Here is an 18,996-nt window from a genome sequence, read left to right on the forward strand (position 1 = left end):
GCGGAGCCGGCAGCATGGGCCGCAGGTTGCGACCCGCCCGGATATGGTGACTCTGGCGCAGACCCGGAATGCTTCATCGCCTTCCCCCTAAGACTTCCAGCTCGTCAACATATGACTGGGGCACGTGCGCATGTCGGCGCGATGCCGGCCATTTCCAATGCCCCTCACCCCCTCAACATCCCCACCGCTTCCGCAATCGCCCGCCTGATCCGCGTATACGTGCCGCACCGGCAGATCACGCAGCTCATCTGGTCGACGATCTCCGTCTCCTTCGGATTCCGTGTGCGCTTGAGCAGCGCGCTCGCCGCCATCAGTTGCGCGCTCTGGCAGTAGCCACACTGCACGACCTCGTGCTTCAGCCAGGCCGTCCGCAGGGCGCTTGCCTCGGGGCCGTCGAGTCCTTCGATGGTGACGATCTTCTTTCCTTCCATCTCGCTCGCCTGGTGCTGGCACGACAGCAGCATCTTGCCGTTGACATGCACCGCGCAGGCACCACACACCCCCACGCCGCACCCGAACTTAGTGCCCGTCAGCTTCAGCTCGCAGCGCAGCACCCACAACAGCGGCGTGCAGCCGTCAGAGCGGATTTCGATGCTCTTACCGTTGACACTGATCTGATTGTTTGACATCGCAGGCTCCGGAAGGCGGCAGGGTTTTCAGCAGCGGCAGGTCGCGCAAGCGCTCGCCGGTGGCATTGAACAAGGCGTTCGCCACCGCCGGCGCGATGGGCGGCGTGGTGGACTCGCCCACGCCCTGTGGCGGGCGCATCGAAGGCATCACCTGCACCTGGATGTCCGGGCAGTCTCGCAGGCGGATGGCCGGAAAGGCGGTGTAGTAGTCCTCCTGCACCTTGCCTCGCTCCAGCGTGATCTTCTGCCACAGCGCCGCCGACAGCCCGAACACGATACCGCCCTCTACCTGCTGCTCGATCAGGGTCGGGTTGACCGGCATGCCGCAATCGATGGCGCAGAAGACGCGATCCACGCGGACCTGCCCCGCGTTGTCCACCGACACCTCGGCCACCTGCGCCACCACACTGCCGAACGACTCGTGCAGGGCCACGCCGCGCCCCACCTTCACCATGCCAGGCTTCTTGCGCAAAGGCTGGCCCCAGGCCGACATACTTCTTACCTGCTCCAGCACCGCGCGCTGGCGATCATCCTTGAGCAGGCTCATGCGGTAATCGAGCGGGTCCACCCCGACCGTCACCGCCAGCTCGTCGACGAGGCTCTCCATGAAGAAGGCGTGGTGCGAGTGCCCCACCGAGCGCCAGTAGCCCACGGGGATGGCGAGGTCCACGGTCTGGTGGCCAACCCACATGTCTGGCCAGTCATAGGCCTGGTCGAAGGCGCCTTCCACCGTGGACTTGTCCAGCCGCGACACAAAGATGTCGGGCAGGCCGAAATTGCGTTTCGCGGTGCTCTCCAGCACTGACTGGCTGGCCGAGATATTGCGCACGGCAATGACCTTGCGGTTCCCGTCAAGCCACGCCTCAAAGCGCGACACGCTGGCCGGACGGTAGAAGTCATGCCGCATGTCCTCGGGGCGCGACCAGATTGTCTGCACCGGCACGCCCTTGCGCTTCGCGGCGATGGCGGCCGCCTGGCAAATGAAGTCGACTTCGAGCCGGCGCCCGAATGCACCGCCGATGGATTGCTGGCGTAGTTCGACCTTACCGGCGTCCAGGTTGAGCGTCTTCGCTACACAGCGACGAGCCAGCCCGGGCATCTGCGTGGCGGCCCACACGATGGCGCGGTCCTCCTGGACCAGTACCGTGCAGTTGACCGGCTCCAGCGCGGCGTGAGCGAGATATGGCGCCGAGTACAAGACCTGGATGGCGGGCTTGCCCTGCTTCATGGCGCGCCCGTCACCATGCTCGTACCAGACGCGCGGGTTGGAGGCGTCGAGCGCCTTCACCAGCGTGTCGCGGATACCGGCACTCGACAGGTTCTGCGCCTCCCCGGCGTCCCACTTGCACTGGACCTTTTCCACCGCCTGCATGGCAATCCACGCATCGCTGGCGATCACCGCCACCCCGCCGCTGCCGCCCGGGAACGGAGGCAGCGCGACGAGGTCGAGCACGCCGGGCAACTTCTTCACGTCGTCGGGGGGGAATCCCTGCAGCTTGCCGCCCAGCACCGGACACATCTGCACGCTGGCGTAAACCATCGCGTCCGCTACCACGTCGATACCGAAGCTGGCCGTGCCGTGGAGCTTGGCAGGGGAATCAAGGCGCGCCGTGCGGGTGCCGATGAGCCTGAAGCTGGCCGGGTCCTTCAGTTCGACCTTGCGTGGCAAACCCTCGCGCGCGGCTGCCGCGGCCAGTTCGCCGAAGGTGGCACTGCGTCCCGACGGGTGCACCACCTTGCCGCCCTGCGCGCGGCATTCCTCGGCCTTGACGTCCCACTGCTTCGCCGCTGCCGCGCACAGCATCATGCGGGCTGCGGCGCCGGCCTCGCGCATCGGATTCCACAGGTCCCTGATGCTTGTAGAGCCGCCGGTGAACATCATACCAACCTCGCGCACACCCTTGCGCGTAAACCATTCCGCGGCGTGTCTGGGCCACCCTTTATCGTCCGGCCGGAACGGCAAGTTGGCGACCACGCCCTCGATGTTGTTGTACAGGTTGTCGACGGGAGACGGCTCGACGCGGATCTGCGACCAGTCGGCCTCCATCTCCTCGGCCAGCAGCATCGCCGCGCCGGTATGCACGCCCTGCCCCATCTCGGCCTTGTTCATCACCACCGTGACGGTGTTGTCGGACGCCACCTTGACCCAGCCGTTCAGCGCGAATTGCCCGTCGCGCACTGCCAGCGGCTCGCCGCCCACCAGGCGCTGGCGCGGCGGCAGCCAAGCCCATCCAATCACCAGCACACCGGCGGCGCCCGCACCGCCGAGCAGGAAGGCTCTGCGCGTCAACATGGCAAGACTGGCGGATCGATCATCATAGGAAGCCCCCGTGCCGCCGATGGCATGGCCTATATTAGGTCGGGAAGTGCCGCAGCGCGAATGCGAACACGTGGTTGGCGCTATCTTGCAACAGCCGATATGGCCATGCTGTCCTGATGCCGCCCTGCAGGCGCAGGCCGAGCTGGTCCGTGACGGGTGCCCGCGTTCCGGCAAATCCTTGAGTTGGCACGCCACTCGATCCATCGATCGATTTTTCTAGTCAAATCAGCCGCTTAGCGGAGCTGCGCCGGATTCTTTCGCGAATCCTGGCGAGCCCCGTTTGACCATTGCAGGCAATCTGCCTCGAACTGCTGAACTGCTCTGCGACTTAGGAAGTCCCAGTTCCTCCGTTACAAATAGAACGCGTTCAGACGTAGAATCGCTGCCGCTGGTTTGCGGCAAGGGGCATGAGTCGCTTGCGAAGGCATACCGATTCGACTGCAGCACACCCAAGTGCGACACAGGCACCCGCATGAATGCCGATTTAATGATCTCCCTGGATATCAGCACCAGCTATTTCTTTGCCTTCGCTTCCCATGGGCTGCTGGCGGGCATCCTGGCAAGCTGCTGGCGGGCCGGTCGAGCCGACAAGGGGCTTGGCTGGTGGATCTTCGATGGTTTGCAGCTTTCAATCGCATCGCTGCTGCTGCTCTCATGGGGCACGCTGCCACCGTGGCTCATCCTGGCGGGATCCAATTTGCTGATTTTCTGCAATGTCCCCACGATAGAAGCCGGCTTGCGGGTGTTTCGACGCGAATCGATCTGGCCCGGGCTGGCCTTGCGTTGGGTCATCTCCGGGCTGATCTTCCTGGCCTGGATCGTCACCTGGACTGACGGATGGACCTACGCCCAGCGCGTCATCGGGTTTTCCGCTGCATTTCTTATACAGATCACACTCTTCCTGGCATATGTGCTGAGCCTGCGAGGTCCCGGACTTCGCATGGTTCAGGGACTGCTGCTTTTCGCAATCTTCCTGGTCGGCGCCGCGCTCTTCGGCCGCATGGTCTATGTGCTGCGCCATATGGATACGGTGATCTCCTGGCAGCAGGACACGTGGCTACCCCTACAAACGTTCACCGCGGTGTTCGCCGCCTTCCTACGTACCTGCGGCGTGCTCTATTTAATCCAGAGTCGCAACGAGCAGCGCCTGCGCGCGGCCAATCAGGATATTGAACGGCGGGCGAATTTCGACCTGCAAACGGGCGTCATGTCCCGATCGTATTTCGAGATTCAGGCCCCGAAAGCCGTCGCAGAGGCCGCCAGCGCGAACAGGGCAATGACTTTCCTGCTATTGGACGTGGACGACTTCAAGGCTATCAACGACACGTTCGGTCACCTCCAGGGCGACAACGTGCTGGCAAGCATCGGCCAGGTCCTGCGGCACAACACACGCGGGAGCGATCTGGTCGGGCGCCTTGGCGGGGATGAGTTTGCGATCGTGCTGCGCAATGTGGACGGCAGCGACGCCATTGAACTGGCCGAGCGAATCCGCATTCAGGCTGAATCGATCCGCATGCCTGACGGCAGTGGTGTGTCCGTGAGTATCGGCCTTTGCGGATTGCCGCCGGCACGGGATTTCGAAACTGCGTATCGCTTTGCCGACGGGGCACTCTATGCGGCCAAGCAGGCGGGGCGTGGTCGCGTCGTATTGCACGATGTTTCGCATGAGGTAGCGGAGCCTCTTGTCGTCGCTTAGCGCCCCCCTGGTAATCGGCGCACGACCAGATAGCAGTCAGAAGCCGAACTTGCTTAGCGCCATACCGGCCCTTGCTCGACATAGTCGCTCGTGATGCTTTCCGCGGCCTCGCTCAAACGCGGCGTCACGAACCCCAAGTATTGCGGATCCGGTACAAAGAGGTCGATATCACGTGAAAAGCGATGGCGGCACCGGAGCATCAGGACCGTCCCTCCCCGAAGGTCCAGAACGGCTCGATGCCCCCGTGCTTTCTGACCTCCTCCATCAGCGTGAAGGCATGCGGGAACAGGCTTTCCCAGACATCGCCATGGGGCTCAACCTTCATGCCCACAGGCCCCCGCGTGTGGCCATCAATGACTGCGCGAGGCGTCGGAGGTTCTTCCAGATGTCGGCCGGATTCCGTTGCTGCTTCGCCGCCACCTCGGCCACTACCTTGGTGACGAGCTGCAGCGGCGCCTCATCCAGAATTTGTGCAATTTGCGGGCGATACTCCGACGGCACCTCGCCAGTGGACAGGGCGCGCTCGAGTTCCCCTGCTGTGAGTTCTCCCGTGTAGCTCACGTTGGCACCTTTCGCAGCCATCCACAGCGCGCGGGTCGGCGCGCCTTTGGCCAGACGACTGGCTTCAGGATCCTGTATGTCGAGCGCCAGGCCGAGCACGTCCATCAGCCGCCCGAGCGACTGGAGCGTCGCATTAACGGTGCCATGCTCTATGCCGTTGAGCGACTGACGCGACAGCTTGGCCATGTCGGCCAGTTGCTGTTGGGTCAGGCCAAGGGCGATCCGCTTGCGTTGAATTGCGCTGCCCAGGAGTGCGGGGTTCATGGCGATATCTCCGATCTCGTGTCAAGTATAGACGACACAACGAAGGCCATGTTCCGGCTGTTTTCCAGTGACATATTCGGCACACGGCTCGGTCGAAGCCGGCTGCCCACCTAGGCGAACCCGGACGGGACGATTTTCAGACAAGCTTTTTGCCATTTCTCTTGATGCGGAAGCGACGGCAGTGGGCACCGCATCTCCTTTCCAGCACCAGGAGAAATCGCAAATGCACAGGATCTGCGGCACGCGTTTACTCAAATGGGCGGATTTTCGTGCTCCAACCGAGTGAGGCCAGGCTGAGTGTCCTACAGTCGGCCCTTCTCTCTCCCACTCGCCGGAGAGGCGGGCGTCTCACCCACCGACCTTTATCGCCGACTTCAACGCGCGCTTTACCAAGGTACCGCGCAGCGGCTTCGATGGGTACCGGCCCCTGCGCGGCGACGAGGTCCAAACGGCAACGCTTGATTAATCGGCTGGATCGGGAGCGCGCCCTCGCGGAGGCAACCGCCCACCCTGAGCCGGACTCGGTCGCGTACGCCAACGCTGGACGAACTCCAGCGGCCGGGTCAGTGCCACATTCACAACTAAGGCGACACCATCTCTGTCGGCCCGGGAGCTGCCGTTTCGCCGTTGAAACACACTTATTGGGACAGCGGTGTAGACACTCCGGCGGATGCCGATTCAATCATTGTCGGCCAGCATTGAATGCGCGGGGCAGGTGTTTTCGCCTCGCGTTTACTACCCTTGGGAACCCCCTGGCGCCGAGGGTTCCTTTTTTGTTATTTGATATGGGACAGCCACCTGAATGATGCCTTGGTACCCTTTCCGCTTCAGCTCACTTCCAGACGAAGGGGATTGTCGTGTCATCAGCTGACGCTTGGGGACGGTGCGGCGGCCAACAACACATATCAGGTCTGTGTCAAGCCTCTCTCCTGCCTGCGGCGCCGCAACTGGGGCGCGGGAGATAGCACTAGCAAGCGCCAATGTTCAGTGCGACGCGACTGCATACGAGGTGAACCATGAAGACCGTACCCGACCTTTCCAGAGATCTCCTGGAGACCGTTGTGGCCGTGGCTGAGGTATCTCATGGCCACAAACACCTGATTACAGCGCTGCGTAGGTCCGCTGGCCTGGATACGGTTCGGCTAGGAAACGAACGAAATGGATCGTCCCGCATGGCCGAGCACAACCTGGTGCTCGCGCCCGATGGTACGTCACTCGGCCGGTACAGCGACTGGATCGATGGAGAACTGACTACAGCCGACGGCGATTGGCGCGCCGTCTGGAACAAGCACAAAGGGTCGACTCTGCGTCTGACGGGCGCCGACATCGTCATGATCCGCCTCATAGCGCCCTACGGTGAGGGATCCGCCGCATTCCTGCAATTGGTGATCAGACAAATCCAGATGAAAGTCGAACGGCCATTATTTTCTGATTCCAATTGGAATGTGCCTACCAGCGAAGGTGATCTGCGCCGGCTCGATCGCTGCGCGGGCTATCCCTTCAGCGATCCTGCCCCGTACGGTGACCCGTTATATGCGCTGGACAGCGTGGCAAACTTGGCAGACGTGCTGAGGCTAGAGGCAACACTCCATGATGCAAGGAAGCGCGCGGTGGAGCAGAAGGTGCTGCGCATCAAGGATATGGAATCCGGTGAGGTTCGCCTTTCCGGCATATTTGAAAAGTTTCCGGAGCTGCGGCGCAACAAGTCACGGCTGGCCCGGTTCTTCGCCGACTGGGACCGATCAAGTGCCGGACGTAGCGGTGCCGAACTATCCAGCCACTGGGTGTTCGAGATCTCCGACTACATGAACCCGGATACCGGTGAGCGGAATCTAAGCGTGATTCCGGCCTGGACGACGACCAAGCGGCTGCCCAGGATTGAGCACAAAGGCGGCAGAACTGTGTTTGGCCTCTGGAATGAGCTGCTTCGCTTCGACGTGAAGGCTGGCCATCCGTTCGCGTGGTTTTTTTTCATGCTCCAAGGGAACCGACTTAGCGCCTGGATCGGCGATCCGATCCTAGAAGCCGCGGAGGACGGTCGAATTGTGATGCCAGAGTGGGACTACCAGGTGCTGAAGGAGTGGGCGACGGTTCCCTATGGGTTCTGATATTTTCCAAACTTGACCCCAACAACGACGAGGGGGCAGATTCACTTGCGTGGACCGACACCTGGCGCAATTTCGATCGACGCCTTGCGTCACGCCGCGCCGCTCACGCCGCAGCCGGTGTCAGGCGACGTCACGCTGCAACCAAAATTCGAAATCGACATCCTTGGCACGATCGTCCAGTTTGTCGAGGCCACGCGCCTTGCCACCGTGCTGCCACGCATCGTGGTGCAAGGCGCCGTAGATGAGGGCCGCCTGCGCATGCACCAGATCCTTGCGCCGCGTATCGTGCGGCATCTGGTGTGCGTCAGCCATCCGCAGCGGCCACTGAGCACTGCCGCAGACACACTGATCGCGATCGTGGCAGAAGAGATCCGCAGGGTCTCCGGAACTGGCACTAACTGATCCCGGCGCTATGCGCCGCAGCGCCCCCTCGATTGCTCCGGCAACACCGAACCGCGGGCAGTCGATGTTCACCAGTGCAACGCGGTTGAAATGACTGAGCAATCCTCTCGCTTCTTATCGAGAAGGACGCTCCATGATGGGACCCGATAGGGTTCGCAGGAACGCGACAACGTCTCGCATCCCCTGCTCCGTCAAGCGGACCCTCCTGCCGCCCTTGGCCAACTCGGAGTGGCCAACAGCCGCTGCTGGCGAACGTACGTAGTGCGTCACTACCTCGTCCAGGGTCGCGAGTTGGCCCGCGTGCATGTACGGAGCCCGTAGCGCTACGTTGCGCAAGCCAGGAGTCTTGAAGGCGCCTTCCAAGTCCGGTTCGTCGGTCGCCATGAAGCTCAGCTCCTGGCAGACTTGCGGCAGCGCGTCGCTGTAGCGGCTCAGGCAATTGAACTCGTCCGCCAGAACCGTGGCTGTGGCAGGAGCGCGGCCGCGGTCTGGCCGTGCTGGCTCTCTGGTCGGGACGCCCGTGTTGTGGAAGGCCTGGTCGGTCAGGAGCGGGCCGTTGTGGCACGTCGCGCATTGAGCCTTGCCGATAAACAGACGAAGGCCGTTGACCTCCTGGCTCGATAACGTTTGCTGGCCCGCGCGGTCACCTATGAGAACCGCTTCAACATATCGGTCGAAGCGGGACTCGCCGTAGGTCACTGTCCGCTCGTATGCCGCGATGGCCTTCCCGAGGTTGGCGAAGACGCGGTTGACAGCATCGCGTTGCTCGCTTGTCAGCCGAAACCAGGCCTGCTTCTCGGTTGCGCTGCCAAGCGGACTCGCGTCGGCAGGCAGGTCCTGCAGGTTCGGGAGGGCGCCGAACAGCGACTCATACTCCCGCTGGTAGTGCGTTCGCACGACCCGGGCGAACTGGACGCGGTTGCCGCCGTGCTCGACGCCATCCTCCAACGGGCCCAACGCTTGAGACCACTGGCTGTCCTTGCGGCCGTCCCAGAACAGGAACGGGCTGTACGCCGTCGCCGCGACTGGCATGGTGCGGCGCTTTCCGACTCCGATGCCCTTTCCAACGGGCAGGTCGTCCTGGAACTGGCGGTCAGGCGCATGGCAGCTGGCGCACGACACCGCGCCGTTGCGAGACAGGCGTGCATCCGCGAACAACCGCTTGCCGAGCGCGATCGCTTCTGGCTTATCTGCCACGGCGTTCGACGGGTCGGGCGGCGGAGCCGGAAGCTTCTTCAGGCTCATCGAGGCTAAGACCGCCCGTTCTTCCTTCGACCACGAGTCAAGGTCCGGGGCGCCGGCAGCTCGTCCGAGGCCGATGAGCAAGGGAAGCACCGCCAAGGCCACGAACACAGCAGCCAGCGCGCCCGCCAGCCTTCTGCACTCGCTCGCCCGCCAGGACCCAGGTAGCCTGAATTTGTGAAGCTGGCTCATGAAACTGTCGCCTTGAACCAAGACACTTAGCGCTGAATTCCGGAGTCGTCGACGATGACGTTAAACACGGCTCCGTCGGCCACATCATCGGCCTGAATTGCCAGACGCATATCCCACCAGCCGGTCATGCTGAACTTCATGCCCTCGAGCGCGTAGACGCCAGGCGCTACCTCGCGAGTGATGCGGGGCTTGGTAGGAAAGCCGTGACCGTGCTGCGGCATGCCCCCGTCGAAGCCAATGGTGGCTCGCGACACGGGTTTCCCATCGAGTGTCCCCAAGTGCACCTGCCAAGCGTGCATCTGATTTACAGCGGGGCCCGAAACCGGGGGGACCATGCGCACCATGAACTTGCCTCCCGAGCTAGGCTGCTGCAGCGAAAGGTCAAGGTTCGCTGGTGGGGTGCCGCAGGCCGCGGTGAGAAAGGTGAACGCGATTGTGACGAGCGCAGTGGGGGCTGACAGTCTGAACATGGTTGAATCCTTTGTAGCAACGATGGTGCAGGTAAAGCCCGGGTGCCGCGATGAGGCACCTGACGAGGCTGTTGCGAGTTGGGTGGCGTCTTTGACGGCTGAGCCGTGTGTCGCTAGGGCACTGCGCGGGCGGCGTCGATGAGGCGCTGCAGGTCTGCCGGAACCGGCATGGCCTTGAAGCCGCTGACGTTGGCGCCGCCGGTATTTCCGATGGGCAGCCAACCCAGCCAGGTAGTCAGCACAGCGGCGAGGGTTCGCCAGGCTTGGCCGAAGGCTTCGCCCGCAATGTTCTGGCGAAGCGCCCAGCGGAAAATCGCCCAGTGTGTGCGGACGTATTCCCAGTGGATTCCTGCCCAAGGATGTGGGCGCGCTCGAGGTGAGTGAACGCCGCGCCTGGCTCGTCCCGCGCTTCGTGCGCCGCGGCGGCGTCGAGTTCTGCCTGGACATAGGGGCGAATTCGAATGGCGAAGGCAGAGCGGTTCATCGTGCGTCTCAAGATTGCTAGTATGAGAGCGATTGTCGGGGCCGCGGACGGAAGGAACTTGAACGAAACGGCTGAGTTGAGGAGGTAGCGTCGTGGCTGCAATACATGGGGATTCGGTACAACCGTCTATCGGGCGCGGTCGTTTCTCGGCCGTCACGTCCACGGGCCGCGTCTACTTCTGGCAAGGCGGCAGCCTCTGGATAGGTGAAGGTCAGGGCAGAACGCAGTGGCATGAGCACCATGCCCATCAACTGGTCGTAGCGTTGAAAGGTAGGTTCCGCTTCCGCACCGAAGCCGACGGTGCCTGGACTGACTACGAAGGTGCCATCGTCCCCAGTGAATGCACGCACCAGTTCGAAGTTGATGGCGCCGCCACCATGGCACACCTGTTCGTGGAACCCGAAAGCAGGGCCGGGCGCGCGCTCACAGCACGCTTCGGTTCCAATGCCGTCCTTGAACTTCCGGCCGAAAGTGCCCGCGCGGCTGCCAAATTGCTGGTCGAAGCCTTACAGTCGAGACGGCTGGCCGAGGACATGGTCGAGGCTGCATCGTCGGCCATCGCAGAGTTGTGTGGGACCGCGACTAGACCTGACAAGGGCAAAGACTTGGACCCGCGTCTTAGCCGGGCCCTGGAATATATCCGCGCAAACATACGGAATCCCCTCACACTGAGTGACGTAGCCTCAGCGGTCGCCCTGTCGGAAAGTCGTTTTCGGCATCTGTTCGTGGCCGAGACAGGTAGCTCCTTCAGAGCGTACCTTCTATGGCTGCGCATCAATCTGGCAATCGAGGCGGCCATGTCCGGCGCATCCTGGACGGACGCCGCGCATGAGGCAGGATTTGCGGATTCGGCTCATCTTACTCGGACGCATAAGCGCATGTTCGGCATTGAACCGACAGCGCTGCGCTCTCAACCGCCAGGATAAGGTGATGGAATGCCGACGCTTCAAGTTGCGCCGACGATGGCCGAGTCTATTGGTGTGCTAGCGACAGCTTCACAAAACTCCCTTGCTCGACATAGTCGCCCGTGATCCTCTGCGCGGCCTCGCTCAAACCCGGCGTCACAAACCCCAGGTTTTGCGAATCCGGTACAAAACGGTCGATATCCTGTGAAAAGCGATGGCGGTGCCGGAGTAGTCAGGGCCGTCCCGCCCCCGAAGGTCCAGAACAGCTCGACGATCTTGCCTCCTGGCGATTAATTGCATTTTTTCCAGACCTGTGGCGCAGTGCGATGCTGCCCCCCGAGGGGCGCCACGCAAGCTTGAAGCCGCTCCTGCGCAACCATGACGGCTAGAGGCCGGAATGTTGCATCTCGAGCAACATTCGACATTGCCGGCTGTTGCTGACCTCACACCAGCGGAAAGGCCTTGATCACATGACGCAGCATGCTGTCCGCCACCGGTGACAGGGGCCGCCCGGCGCGGGTGATGACGTGACTGCGGCTGTTGTTGAGAATGGGATTGGCCAGCGGCAGCGAAACCAGCTGTTTGAACTGGGGCCCCTTCAGCGGCACCGAGCGCGGGGTCATGATGTAGCCCAGCCCCATCGCCGCAAATTCCCATAGCACCTTGAACGAGTTGGTGACGAGCATCTGCTTCAGCGTGATGTGCTCTTCCAGCTCCGCCGCCTGGATATGCTTGCGCACGCCGAAAGATTCCGCCAGGGCCGCACCCTGATGCGGCGCCAGGTCGGCCAGCGTCAGCGCGCGTCGCCGGCGCGCCAGCGGATGGTCCTTGCGTACATGCACGCGGATGGGCGACAGCCGAGAGTAGTGCGAACGCAGGCGCACGTCATTGGGCGGCTGGAAGACGAAACCGATATGCGCCTGATCTTCCAGGATCTGCCGGACCGTCTCGTCGGTGCCTGCCACCTGGATGCTGTAGGTCACGTCGGGGTGCTTATGCAAGAAGCCTTGCAGCACAGGCTCGAGCACCAGGTCGACAAAGCCCTCGCCAAAGACCAGTTCCACATGGCCACGCTGCGCGTTCTTCAGGTTATTGACCTCGGCCAGGAAGGTTTCGTTCAGGTCCTGCTGGCGCCGGGCAAACAGGGCCAACAGACGCCCCGCATCGGTAGCCACCACGCCCCGGCCCCGCCGCTCCAGCAAGGTCAGGCCGGTATCCTGCTCCAGCTTGGCCACGGCGCGGCTCACCACCGAAGGGTCCAATTCCAGCACCTCAGCCGCACCGCGCACCGTACCGGTTTCAATGATCTGCAACAGGCAAAGCGCCCGTCGCCGGTCCAGCACATCGTCCATGTCTTCCTCCTATTTCTTGCACCGGCGTCCATGAGTGAAGCGCCGCGCAGTTTCCGTAATGTTGTCATTTATACAACGTTTCACGCCAATCATTGTCATGGATGCAGCAAGCGCCCGCGTGGAAAATGAGGGAAGGAATACGCCCCGAGATAACCATGACCCAGTCCCTACTCGCCGACCTCCGGCATTCCGTCCACGCCATCTCGCCAGAGTTCGTCGAAATCCGCAGGAGAATCCATGCGCATCCAGAGCTGGCGTTCGAGGAACGTCAAACCAGCGACTTGGTCGCCGAGCAGTTGGCGGCATGGGGCTACCGGGTGCATCGCGGCCTGGGCACGACCGGCGTGGTGGGCTCGCTCCGGAAGGGGCAAGGGAGCAACGCACTAGGCATCCGAGCCGACATGGACGCGCTGCCCATCCATGAGAAGACCGGTCTGCACTATGCCAGCACCATCGCGGGAAAGATGCACGCGTGCGGCCATGACGGCCACACGGCCATCCTGCTGTGCGCAGCCAGGTATCTGGCCGAGTCAGTGGATTTCAACGGCACGCTGAATTTGATTTTCCAGCCGGCCGAGGAGAACGAAGGCGGCGCGCTGCGCATGCTGGAGGACGGCTTGTTCGAGCGATTCCCCTGCGACGAGGTCTACGCGCTGCACAATTCCCCCGGCCTGCCCGTTGGCCAGATTGGGGTCATCTCCGGGCCGGCCATGGCCTCGTTCGACCGCGCCACGGTCACGCTGCGCGGCCGCGGCGCCCATGGCGCGATGCCGCATCACGGCATCGATCCCATGCAATGCGCGGCCAGCATCGTGATGGGCCTGCAATCCATCGTCAGCCGCGAGATCGACGCGCTCAGGTCGGCTGTCATTACGGTAGGCTCGATCCAGGCCGGCGCCACCTACAACGTCGTGCCCGAAAGCGCGCTGATCAAGATCGGCGTGCGCACGCTCGACCCAAAGGTGCGCACGCTGGTCGAAGAGCGCATCGGGGAGTTCGTGGCCGCGCAGGCGCAGAGCTTCCGGCTGGAGGCCGAGGTCGTCTACGAACGCAAGTACCCGGTGCTGGTCAACCATGCCGAGCAGACCGAGTACGCGCGCCAAGCCGCCATCCGTCTACTCGGCGCCGAAAACGTCGTGGAGCGCCCACCGGTGATGGGCAGCGAGGATTTCGCTTACATGCTGGAGCACCGGCCCGGCGCCTACATCCGGCTCGGCAACGGCCTGGGCGAGGATGGCGGCTGCATGGTGCACAACCCCTTGTACGACTTTAACGACAAGGCACTGCCTGTGGGCGCCGCCTTCTGGGCCCATCTGGCGCAAAGCTACCTGGTTTGAACAACGATTAGAGGGGACATCCATGCCTTCACTGAACCGCCGCCGCTTCCTGCAATACGCCGGCCTTGCCGCCGGCAGCTCCGCGCTCGCCAGCCTGCCGGCGCTTGCCGCAGAGAGCTTCCCCACCAAACCCTTGTCGCTGGTGGTGCCCTACCCTGCCGGCGGGGCCAGCGACACCTCCGCTCGCATCTTCGGGGAATCCATCAGCAAGAGCGTCAGGCAGCAGGTGATCGTCGAGAACTACGGTGGCGGCACCGGCCTGATCGGCGCCAACAAGGTGCTCGGCGCAGCAGCCGATGGCTACACCTTCTTCCACGGCTCGATCAACGAGGTCTTCCTCGCCCCCATGCTCAATCCGGCGGCGCGCTACAAGCCACAGGACTTCATACTGGCCGCGCCCATCAGCGATGCCAACATCGTGCTGCTGGTCAGGAACGGCATAGCCGCCGACACGCTGGACAAATTCCTCGACTATGCCAGGCAGAGCAAGGGCAAGCCGCTGACCTATGCCACAGTGGGCATCGACTCGATCTATCATCTGATGGGCGATGCGCTTGGCGCGCGCATCGGCACACCCTTCCTGCACGTGCCCTACAAAGGTGGCGCGCCGGCACTGCAGGGCCTTGCCGGTGGCGAAGTGGACTTTGCCATCCTGCCCTACCAGTCCAGCTTCGACGCCATGCAGCAACAGGGCCGACTAAGAATACTGACCTGCTTCTCCAGGACACTACCCCCAGCCCTTCAGCACATCCCGCGGATCACGCAGAGCCGGCAGGTACCTGACTTCGAATACGCAATCAGCGGCGGCTACTTCGTCAAGCACGGCACGCCCGCGGACCGCGTGGCGGTGCTGCGCAAGGCGATCGGCGAAGCGCTGAACAAGCCCGAGATCCGCGCGAAGCTGGAATCAGAGGGGCGTACCGTGGCACAGCCGATCGACAGCCAGGCGCAGGCGAGCCAGGTGTTCGACCTGTACATGGGGCGCGTCACGCAACTGATCCGGAGCGTGGGGCGCAAGACCAATGCCGCCTGAAAAACTGTCGCGACAGGGATCGATCAGCATTCGTCCGGTATGATGAATACGCCACGCCACGCCACGCCACGCTTCCAATAGGAGCTACGCCGACGACCTGCGCGACCCATTGGAGGCCAGTTCAGGGTGGCGGCGTGGACTGGATCCGACCGACGAAACGCGCATGCTGCTGACAGCCCGGCCCGGGGTCAACCTTTTGCAAATCTCCGTCGTTTCCCCATTGGAACGTAACGCGATTCCTTGGGGGCGGACGCACATACTGCGCTGCATCAGGACTAATACATTAGCGTCGCATGCAGCCACCCCGCTATCCCCGCTTTCCGCTGTTGCTATTACGCCAAGGGGTACGCAGGGACGCCCCTTTGTGGCATAGAGTTAAAGTGCTTTCTCAAGAGTTTGCTGCGATGCGACGTGCACCATGAAACACATCACATTGCAGCGGTGCACTCCGGTGATTCTGCAGCTACCGAGCCACAGGGGCGCTGCAAGCATAAAGAGCCGGGTAATGGAGGGGGAAATGAAAAGCACGAACGAGCGGTCACTGCGTTTCCAGGTCGAAAAGTGGCTCGCACCGGGCTCCACGACGTCGGTCCACGTAGTGGAATTTAGCCGCACCCAATCAGGCCGGCGACGTTACGTATACGTTGAGACCTCGCAACCGGGCAGTTTGCGCGCACTATTCTTCTTTCGACACGATGACGGCTGCTGGCGCGTGTTTCCGCCTGCCGTCGATAAGCTACCAATGAGCGCTGAGTCTGATCTGGTGAGCGGCAGACAGCAAGAACTATGGATCAGCGCCAAGCCTGAGTGAACTCGCTGATCACCCGCTCCAGGTGGGTTCGCATGGCTGCACGCGCCGCCACGCCGTCACGGGCCATCACAGCGGCGAAGATCCGTTGGTGGTCCTCTTGCGACGCGACCCGCAGTTCCGCGGTGTGAAAGTGTTCCTCGATCTTGTCCCATAAGGGATCGCTGCGCGCGCTGTCCCACAGCGCAGTGACCATATGCAGCAAGACCTTGTTGCCGGTGGATTCTGCAAGGCAAAGGTGGAATTGGCGGTCTGCTGCCTCATTGGCTTGCTTGTCGTGCATATGCTCGCGCATGAGACTCAGCGCCGAGAACATCCGGTCAAGGTCGCTGTCCTTGCGTTCGCTTGCCGCCAATCCGGCTATTTCTGACTCGATCAACACCCGGGCACGCAGCGTTTCGATCGGGCCCGGCCGCCAGGGCAGTTCGAACGGGTCAGGAGCGGGCGCAGCCGCTGCCGCGCATACGTAAATGCCCGAGCCGACGCGCACCTCTACCACTCCCTGGACCTCGAGCGCAATGATTGCCTCACGCACCAATGTGCGGCTCACGCTGAATCGCTCGGCCAGGTTGCGTTCGGACGGAAGCCTCGTGCCCGCAGAAAACTCCCCGGATGCGATCAGTGCATGCACTTGACCGGCCAGGCTCAGGTAGGAGCGATCGCTGGCACCAGGCGAATTCTCAATCTTCGGAGGTGGTGCAAGCTCGCTTGTGGTGTTTCGCATCGTGGGGGCGGCGGTAGCCGCACATTTCGTAACCGTTGGCCACCCGCGCGAGAACATATCGGGACTCGTGTCGCAGGCTGATGCTATGGCGGTCGGCTGGCTTGGCCGCGCAGTGCCTGATGTGCCCCATGGTAAACCATGAGGGCAAAATTGGGCAACCGGTTCATAATTGGTGAACCAATGTGGTTCACCACTGGCACTCACGCTCGGCATGTTGTCGATCGTCTCCTCGGAACGCAAAGCGGGTCGCTTGAGCCGCCCTTCCTTCATCAACAGAGTCGACCCAAGGAAGCCCCCATGAAGATGTCCTTCCGCTGGTACGGAACGTCCGACCCGATCAGTCTTGAGTACATCCGGCAGATCCCCGGCATGACCCACATCGTGTCTGCCATCTACGACGAACCCGTCGGTGAGGTATGGCCACTGGACAAGATCCTGGCGCTCAAGTCCACCATCGAGGCGGCAGGCTTGCAGTTCAAAGTAGTCGAATCGGTCCCGGTCCATGAAGACATCAAGCTCGGCAAGCCGACGCGCGAGCGATTAATCGCCAATTACCAGCAGAACATCCGGAACCTGGCCGCCGCCGGCATCGAAGTCATCTGCTACAACTTCATGCCGGTGTTCGATTGGACCCGCACGGAACTGTCCAAAAAGCTCGATGACGGCTCGACCTGCCTGGCGTTCAGCACCAGGGAAGTCGAACAGATAGACGTCAGCCAAGGCATCGCCCTGCCCGGCTGGGATTCCAGCTACCAGCCCGACCAGTTGCAGGCGCTCCTGGGCGAATATCGCGGGATCGACGAAGACAGGCTCTGGGAGCATCTGGAGCATTTCCTGCGCGCGGTCATTCCGGTTGCGCAGGAGTGCGGGATCAAGATGGCCATCCATCCGGATGATCCGCCGCGCCCCATCTTCGGGCTGCCGCGCATCGTCAAGAACCGAGACGATCTGGCGCGCATCCTCAAGATCGTCGACACGCCGGCGAACGGCCTGACGTTGTGCTCAGGCTCGCTCGGCGCCGGCCCGCAGAATAACGTCGAGGCGCTGGTGCGTGAGTTCGGCGGCATGGGACGCATCCACTTCGCCCACATCCGCAACGTCAAGGTCACCCCGGAAGGCGATTTTGAAGAAACCGCCCACTTGTCGAGCTGCGGTTCGCTGGACATCGCAGCGATCGTCAAGGCGTACCATGACGTCGGCTTCCAGGGCTATTTTCGCCCCGATCACGGCCGCATGATCTGGGGCGAGACCGGCAAGCCAGGTTATGGCCTCTATGACCGCGCACTGGGTGCGGTCTACATCAACGGGCTGTGGGAAGCGATGGAGAAGATGGCCTGAAGAGCCGTGAGACTGCAGCCCTGTCTAAAAAACATAATTGGAGACCTGTCATGGAAATCATCAAGAACTCTCTCGCGACTTCGCGCCGTTCAGCGCTAATCCTGGGCCTCGCTGCGCTCGGTCTTGGCGCGTTGACAGCGACGGCCGCCTGGGCACAGACCACCTGGCCGACCAAGCCGGTTACCCTGTTGGTTGGATTCCCGCCCGGGGGGCAGACCGACTTCGCAGGACGTGCCTTGCTCAATGGCTTACAGAGCTCGCTCGGCCAGCCCGTGGTGATCGACAACAAGGCCGGCGTGAACGGCAACATCGCATCGGTAGAGGTAATGCGAGCGCCGCCAGACGGCAACAAGCTGCTGGTGGGCAACGGCTCGATGACGATCATGCCGCACGTCTACACCAAGCTCGGCATCGTCGACCCGCAGAAGCTGACGCCGATCGGCGTGCTGCTGCAGTCCCCGCTGGTCCTTGTCGTGCCTGCCAGCTCGCCCATCAAGACCTACGCGCAATTCGTCGAGGAGGTCAAGGCGCGGGACAAGGCGGGCAAGACCGTTGACTACGGATCGGGTGGCACCGGTGCGTTGCCGCATGTCACGATGGAACTGCTGCGCGAGCGCATGGGCGGCCCGAAAATGAACCATGTGCCTTACAAGGGCAGCAGCCCGGCGATGATCGACCTGATGGCTGGACGCCTGGATGCGATGTTCGATGCGACTTCGGTCGTCGCGCCTTTCATCAAGTCGGGCCAGCTGCGGCCGCTGATGGTCACCGGAGCAAAGCGCGTGGCGATGATCCCGGATGTGCCGACGGCCACCGAGAGCGGCATCAAGGACTTCACCATCATCTCCTTCATTGGCCTGTATGGGCCGCCTGGCCTGAGCCCTGACATCGTCAAGAAAGCCAACAGCGCCATGAATTCGGCGCTGAAGGATCCAAACGTCGTCAAGGGCATCGTCGACCGCGGTGACGAGCCGGGCGGAGGCACGCCGGAGCAGCTCGGAACCCTGACCCGCACCCACTACAAGATGTGGGGCGACGTAGTGAAGGCAAACAACATCACGGCCGATTGAGGCAGCGCAGGCCGCTCACGGTGACCCTACTGGTCGATGCCGCGCGGGTCGCCAGCCCTGC

The 18,996-nt window shown here is 62.5% G+C and carries 15 protein-coding genes and 3 pseudogenes; 9 read left to right on the plus strand and 9 right to left on the minus strand.

The genetic code is table 11. The features are described from left to right. Positions 1 to 164 precede the first annotated feature (164 nt). Together AC10V3_RS39935 and AC10V3_RS39940 are read right to left on the minus strand one after the other, a co-directional pair. Positions 165 to 629, minus strand: coding sequence for a (2Fe-2S)-binding protein (locus AC10V3_RS39935; protein ID WP_022540066.1), 465 nt, complete (start codon positions 627 to 629; stop codon positions 165 to 167). Further along, complete coding sequence (locus AC10V3_RS39940; protein ID WP_022540065.1) at positions 598 to 2,922, minus strand: xanthine dehydrogenase family protein molybdopterin-binding subunit; 2,325 nt, start codon at positions 2,920 to 2,922, stop codon at positions 598 to 600. Before AC10V3_RS39940 ends, AC10V3_RS39935 begins: the two co-directional genes overlap by 32 nt. A 499-nt stretch (positions 2,923 to 3,421) precedes the next feature. Here AC10V3_RS39940 and AC10V3_RS39945 point away from each other — a divergent pair, with 499 nt between their 5' ends. Further along, positions 3,422 to 4,645, plus strand: coding sequence for a GGDEF domain-containing protein (locus tag AC10V3_RS39945; protein WP_022540064.1), 1,224 nt, complete (start codon positions 3,422 to 3,424; stop codon positions 4,643 to 4,645). Positions 4,646 to 4,716: 71 nt separating this feature from the next. Here the strand turns inward: AC10V3_RS39945 and AC10V3_RS39950 are convergent. Together AC10V3_RS39950 and AC10V3_RS39955 are read right to left on the minus strand one after the other, a co-directional pair. Next, a pseudogene (locus tag AC10V3_RS39950) lies at positions 4,717 to 4,970 on the minus strand (nucleotidyl transferase AbiEii/AbiGii toxin family protein); the annotation flags it as partial. Further along, positions 4,967 to 5,470 carry a helix-turn-helix domain-containing protein gene (locus AC10V3_RS39955; RefSeq protein ID WP_022540062.1) on the minus strand — a complete coding sequence of 168 codons (504 nt, stop codon included), beginning with the start codon at positions 5,468 to 5,470 and terminating at the stop codon, positions 4,967 to 4,969. The pseudogene AC10V3_RS39950 and the gene AC10V3_RS39955, both read right to left, overlap by 4 nt. A 1,016-nt stretch (positions 5,471 to 6,486) precedes the next feature. Here AC10V3_RS39955 and AC10V3_RS39960 point away from each other — a divergent pair. Beyond that, on the plus strand, positions 6,487 to 7,578 hold the full coding sequence (locus tag AC10V3_RS39960) for a hypothetical protein (RefSeq protein ID WP_022540061.1): 1,092 nt from the start codon (positions 6,487 to 6,489) through the stop codon (positions 7,576 to 7,578). Between the two features lie 126 nt (positions 7,579 to 7,704). Further along, positions 7,705 to 7,980 (plus strand): annotated as a pseudogene (locus AC10V3_RS39965) (LysR family transcriptional regulator substrate-binding protein); the annotation flags it as partial. 114 nt (positions 7,981 to 8,094) lie between these two features. Here AC10V3_RS39965 and AC10V3_RS39970 read toward each other — a convergent pair. The 3 genes and pseudogenes from AC10V3_RS39970 to AC10V3_RS39980 form a co-directional block, all read right to left on the minus strand. Continuing rightward, a complete protein-coding gene (locus AC10V3_RS39970; RefSeq protein WP_022540059.1) occupies positions 8,095 to 9,414 on the minus strand; it encodes a cytochrome-c peroxidase in 1,320 nt (439 codons plus the stop codon). Between the two features lie 26 nt (positions 9,415 to 9,440). After that, positions 9,441 to 9,884, minus strand: coding sequence for a FixH family protein (locus AC10V3_RS39975; protein ID WP_022540058.1), 444 nt, complete (start codon positions 9,882 to 9,884; stop codon positions 9,441 to 9,443). A gap of 113 nt (positions 9,885 to 9,997) precedes the next feature. Then, positions 9,998 to 10,368: pseudogene (locus AC10V3_RS39980) on the minus strand (DUF3703 domain-containing protein). 92 nt (positions 10,369 to 10,460) lie between these two features. Between AC10V3_RS39980 and AC10V3_RS39985 the strand changes: the two are divergent. Continuing rightward, positions 10,461 to 11,294, plus strand: coding sequence for a helix-turn-helix transcriptional regulator (locus AC10V3_RS39985; protein ID WP_022540055.1), 834 nt, complete (start codon positions 10,461 to 10,463; stop codon positions 11,292 to 11,294). Positions 11,295 to 11,716: 422 nt separating this feature from the next. On the opposite strand, the gene AC10V3_RS39990 is transcribed toward AC10V3_RS39985, so the two are convergent. Beyond that, a complete protein-coding gene (locus AC10V3_RS39990) occupies positions 11,717 to 12,625 on the minus strand; it encodes a LysR family transcriptional regulator (RefSeq protein WP_022540054.1) in 909 nt (302 codons plus the stop codon). 155 nt (positions 12,626 to 12,780) lie between these two features. On the opposite strand from AC10V3_RS39990, the gene AC10V3_RS39995 reads away from it, so the two are divergent. The 3 genes from AC10V3_RS39995 to AC10V3_RS40005 all read left to right on the plus strand — a co-directional run bounded on the left by AC10V3_RS39995 (position 12,781) and on the right by AC10V3_RS40005 (position 15,806). Then, positions 12,781 to 13,962, plus strand: coding sequence for a M20 aminoacylase family protein (locus AC10V3_RS39995; RefSeq protein ID WP_022540053.1), 1,182 nt, complete (start codon positions 12,781 to 12,783; stop codon positions 13,960 to 13,962). Between the two features lie 22 nt (positions 13,963 to 13,984). Next, positions 13,985 to 14,995 carry a tripartite tricarboxylate transporter substrate binding protein gene (locus AC10V3_RS40000; RefSeq protein WP_022540052.1) on the plus strand — a complete coding sequence of 337 codons (1,011 nt, stop codon included), beginning with the start codon at positions 13,985 to 13,987 and terminating at the stop codon, positions 14,993 to 14,995. A gap of 517 nt (positions 14,996 to 15,512) precedes the next feature. Beyond that, on the plus strand, positions 15,513 to 15,806 hold the full coding sequence (locus AC10V3_RS40005) for a hypothetical protein (RefSeq protein ID WP_490924395.1): 294 nt from the start codon (positions 15,513 to 15,515) through the stop codon (positions 15,804 to 15,806). Here AC10V3_RS40005 and AC10V3_RS40010 read toward each other — a convergent pair. Continuing rightward, entirely contained in the window at positions 15,787 to 16,527 is a 741-nt protein-coding gene (locus tag AC10V3_RS40010; RefSeq protein WP_041682279.1) for a FadR/GntR family transcriptional regulator, read from the minus strand. The two genes, AC10V3_RS40005 and AC10V3_RS40010, sit on opposite strands and share 20 nt — an antisense overlap. Positions 16,528 to 16,824: 297 nt before the next feature. Between AC10V3_RS40010 and uxuA the strand changes: the two genes are divergently transcribed. Further along, entirely contained in the window at positions 16,825 to 17,865 is a 1,041-nt protein-coding gene (uxuA, locus tag AC10V3_RS40015) for a mannonate dehydratase (RefSeq protein ID WP_022540049.1), read from the plus strand. A gap of 50 nt (positions 17,866 to 17,915) precedes the next feature. After that, positions 17,916 to 18,935 (plus strand): Bug family tripartite tricarboxylate transporter substrate binding protein, encoded by a 1,020-nt coding sequence (locus tag AC10V3_RS40020; RefSeq protein WP_022540048.1) that lies wholly within the window; start codon positions 17,916 to 17,918, stop codon positions 18,933 to 18,935. Positions 18,936 to 18,996 lie beyond the last annotated feature (61 nt).

This window comes from Cupriavidus sp. PB-02, from assembly GCF_058252315.1.

Coding starts and splice junctions, on each gene's coding strand:
- AC10V3_RS40020 (WP_022540048.1), top strand. CDS start 17,916: ATGGAAATCATCAAGAACTCTCTCGCGACTTCGCGCCGTTCAGCGCTA.
- AC10V3_RS40005 (WP_490924395.1), top strand. CDS start 15,513: ATGAAAAGCACGAACGAGCGGTCACTGCGTTTCCAGGTCGAAAAGTGG.
- AC10V3_RS39960 (WP_022540061.1), top strand. CDS start 6,487: ATGAAGACCGTACCCGACCTTTCCAGAGATCTCCTGGAGACCGTTGTG.
- AC10V3_RS39955 (WP_022540062.1), bottom strand. CDS start 5,470: ATGAACCCCGCACTCCTGGGCAGCGCAATTCAACGCAAGCGGATCGCC.
- AC10V3_RS39990 (WP_022540054.1), bottom strand. CDS start 12,625: ATGGACGATGTGCTGGACCGGCGACGGGCGCTTTGCCTGTTGCAGATC.
- AC10V3_RS39970 (WP_022540059.1), bottom strand. CDS start 9,414: ATGAGCCAGCTTCACAAATTCAGGCTACCTGGGTCCTGGCGGGCGAGC.
- AC10V3_RS39995 (WP_022540053.1), top strand. CDS start 12,781: ATGACCCAGTCCCTACTCGCCGACCTCCGGCATTCCGTCCACGCCATC.
- AC10V3_RS39945 (WP_022540064.1), top strand. CDS start 3,422: ATGAATGCCGATTTAATGATCTCCCTGGATATCAGCACCAGCTATTTC.
- AC10V3_RS39975 (WP_022540058.1), bottom strand. CDS start 9,884: ATGTTCAGACTGTCAGCCCCCACTGCGCTCGTCACAATCGCGTTCACC.
- AC10V3_RS39940 (WP_022540065.1), bottom strand. CDS start 2,922: ATGTTGACGCGCAGAGCCTTCCTGCTCGGCGGTGCGGGCGCCGCCGGT.
- AC10V3_RS40000 (WP_022540052.1), top strand. CDS start 13,985: ATGCCTTCACTGAACCGCCGCCGCTTCCTGCAATACGCCGGCCTTGCC.
- AC10V3_RS40010 (WP_041682279.1), bottom strand. CDS start 16,527: ATGCGAAACACCACAAGCGAGCTTGCACCACCTCCGAAGATTGAGAAT.
- AC10V3_RS39935 (WP_022540066.1), bottom strand. CDS start 629: ATGTCAAACAATCAGATCAGTGTCAACGGTAAGAGCATCGAAATCCGC.
- uxuA (WP_022540049.1), top strand. CDS start 16,825: ATGAAGATGTCCTTCCGCTGGTACGGAACGTCCGACCCGATCAGTCTT.